Consider the following 2,163-nt stretch of genomic DNA (forward strand, 5'->3'; position numbering starts at 1 on the left):
AGTGGACCATGCCCATCCGGGATTGGAAGGCTGCGCTGACCCGCTTTACCATTGAGTTCGGAGACCGCATCTCCGTCAATTGAAGTCCGAACCGTTTACACAAAAATTCGGACACGCCCTGCACTCAATTGCAAATCCTTCCAGCCTAGAATCTTCCATTTCAGGAGACGTTGCCAGATCGCAAGTCCTCAGCGTCCGTGTAGAGCCGCACATCTAGGTGGCTTTGCAGTGGGCTGTCTAGCGTGAAATGCGCAGCCTTGCCAACATGACCGAGGTCATGGTCGTGACCTACTGAGGAGCGCAAGGTTACCCCTTGGAAGGCGTGCCCGGCGAGACGTTGTCGACAACACGAGCCTGCGAGGGAATGCGGCATGATTGAACGATGCCCTGCACAACTGGCCCAGCCAGCGGTGCCGCACTGTCCGAAAAAACTTGACCACGACACTTGAACGTGCACATGACAGCATTGTCATTTCTGCGTTGGTGTTTTGTCGGAGACGAATTTCTACACTTGAGCCATCTTCTCCTCCTAGGTGCATTGCAGCTTTAAGGAGAGTGTTCTTAACTGAAAAAAGGATGGTTTCCATGTCACAACGTCGTCTCACTTGGTCTTCTTTGATTGCTGCTGCAGCAGCAACAGCGGCATTGGGTATGCCCGGCATGGCCGCAGCCAGTGGCTATTGGCATCCGGCAAACAATGAAGCAGGTGTCACCACGCACCCCGACCATTTCAAGAGCAGCAAGACGCGTGCTGAGGTCCGTGCTGAGGCTGAAGCTGCCATGCGTCAACAAGGCGGTCTTTCTCGCTTCAATGCGAATAGTTATCCGGCCCCTGTACAAGCCAATGGTCCGGGAAAAACTCGCCAGCAAGTCATTGACGAATTGGTGAATGAGACGCCTGCTGCGCGCGCGGAGCGAGAAAGCATGTGGAGGAACTGAGCGAGGATTTGTGATCGCGAAGTCATCTGATATCGCGATCACTTACTTTTTGCCCGTTCCGGTGGACGCAGCGCTTATCGACTTGTTCAGATTTCTGAGATGCGCTCGCCAGGCCGCAGGCGCACGATGGTTCCTACCGCCACGGCAGCGGTCTGCATGCGCCGCCATTGCCCGTCGGCTTGCTGTACCTCGGCCATCCTGCGGCGTCAGGTCTATAAGGCTCTTGATAGCGTTGCGAGCACAGTCCACGGCCCGGGCTTCAATGAGCTTGGCAATGGCATACAGTGCCATCACCATCGCTGCCTCAGGCCATTGACCCATCGACCCGGGAGACTCGTGCTTCTCTTGGAAGCGTCACCGCGCCTTCTCGCAGGCTTCGGGTATAGGAAAACATCCCTAGCCCGCTCGGAGCAGCGACTGGGTGCAGTGCAATGACGCCCAGCATTCAGTCATCGGAGGGGCCCTGTAATCAGCCCGGCGGGCCCAAGTTCAGCCCCTTCGCTTTCAGCGTCGATGGCGGGGGCGCGGTTTCCTCGGGGTTCTGCACTTCAAGCGCAGCGCCTGGCGATCTCTCAGTCTTTTGGTCAAGCGCCGGCTGTACTTGGTTCGCACATCCAGTGGGGGATGGAGTTTCAGCCACAGATGCCGCAGTCTCCAAAATACGAACACGGAGATCAACAAGCTGATCCATATCCAGAACAGCTTGGCAAAAAGCCCATCCTGGGCCACCTGCAATGACATGGATTGCTTCTCTTGCCAGACCTTGACAGGAACACGTGAAGCGCCGAGACGGTGGACCGTGCCCGCCATTGCGATGTCGCAACACTGGACGAGCAACGTTAGGCGCAGGAAGTGGAATCGCCACCCGATATCTCGGAACGGGGATTCCATGCGCCTTTCGTGTTACTTCAGCGTGAAGCGGACGGAAGCGACGGATTTGCCCGCCTTGGAGACTGCGACCACGGCTTTGGTACCGGCAGGGACTTTGAAGCTCCCAGAGGCTTCCAGCTTGCCGTCACCAGGTTGGAGTTGCACATCCTGCTTATCGCTGCCAGCCAAAAGCGTGACCTTTGCGGTCATCCCTGCGACGGCAACGGACTTGCTGGGCTGCTGCCGGTTTCGATGACACCTTGTTAAGGTGGCAGATGAAACCGGAGGTGGTTAATGGAGAGAAGAAGGACATTCAGTCGCGAGTTCAAACTCGAGGCGGTCAAACTGGTCGTT

At 56.7% G+C, this 2,163-nt stretch carries 3 protein-coding genes and 1 pseudogene; 1 reads left to right on the forward strand and 3 read right to left on the reverse strand.

The window, feature by feature from the left end; all coding sequences use genetic code 11:
* The first annotated feature begins 585 nt into the window (after positions 1-585).
* The gene (locus SJH88_RS18935; RefSeq protein WP_081770869.1) at positions 586-939 is read left to right on the forward strand and encodes a DUF4148 domain-containing protein; all 354 of its coding nucleotides are present in this window, start codon (positions 586-588) and stop codon (positions 937-939) included.
* A gap of 98 nt (positions 940-1,037) precedes the next feature.
* On the opposite strand, the pseudogene SJH88_RS18940 reads toward SJH88_RS18935, so the two are convergent.
* From SJH88_RS18940 to SJH88_RS18950, 3 genes and pseudogenes are all read right to left on the reverse strand, one after another.
* Positions 1,038-1,260 (reverse strand): annotated as a pseudogene (locus tag SJH88_RS18940) (heavy metal translocating P-type ATPase); the annotation flags it as partial.
* Between the two features lie 183 nt (positions 1,261-1,443).
* A complete protein-coding gene (locus SJH88_RS18945; RefSeq protein WP_231499269.1) occupies positions 1,444-1,830 on the reverse strand; it encodes a hypothetical protein in 387 nt (128 codons plus the stop codon).
* Between the two features lie 12 nt (positions 1,831-1,842).
* Positions 1,843-2,019, reverse strand: a complete 177-nt coding sequence (locus SJH88_RS18950) for a hypothetical protein (RefSeq protein WP_274755367.1) — start codon at positions 2,017-2,019, stop codon at positions 1,843-1,845.
* Positions 2,020-2,163 lie beyond the last annotated feature (144 nt).

The sequence above is a fragment of the Comamonas sp. GCA5 genome, from assembly GCF_036541385.1.
Lineage (GTDB): Bacteria > Pseudomonadota > Gammaproteobacteria > Burkholderiales > Burkholderiaceae_C > Comamonas > Comamonas aquatica.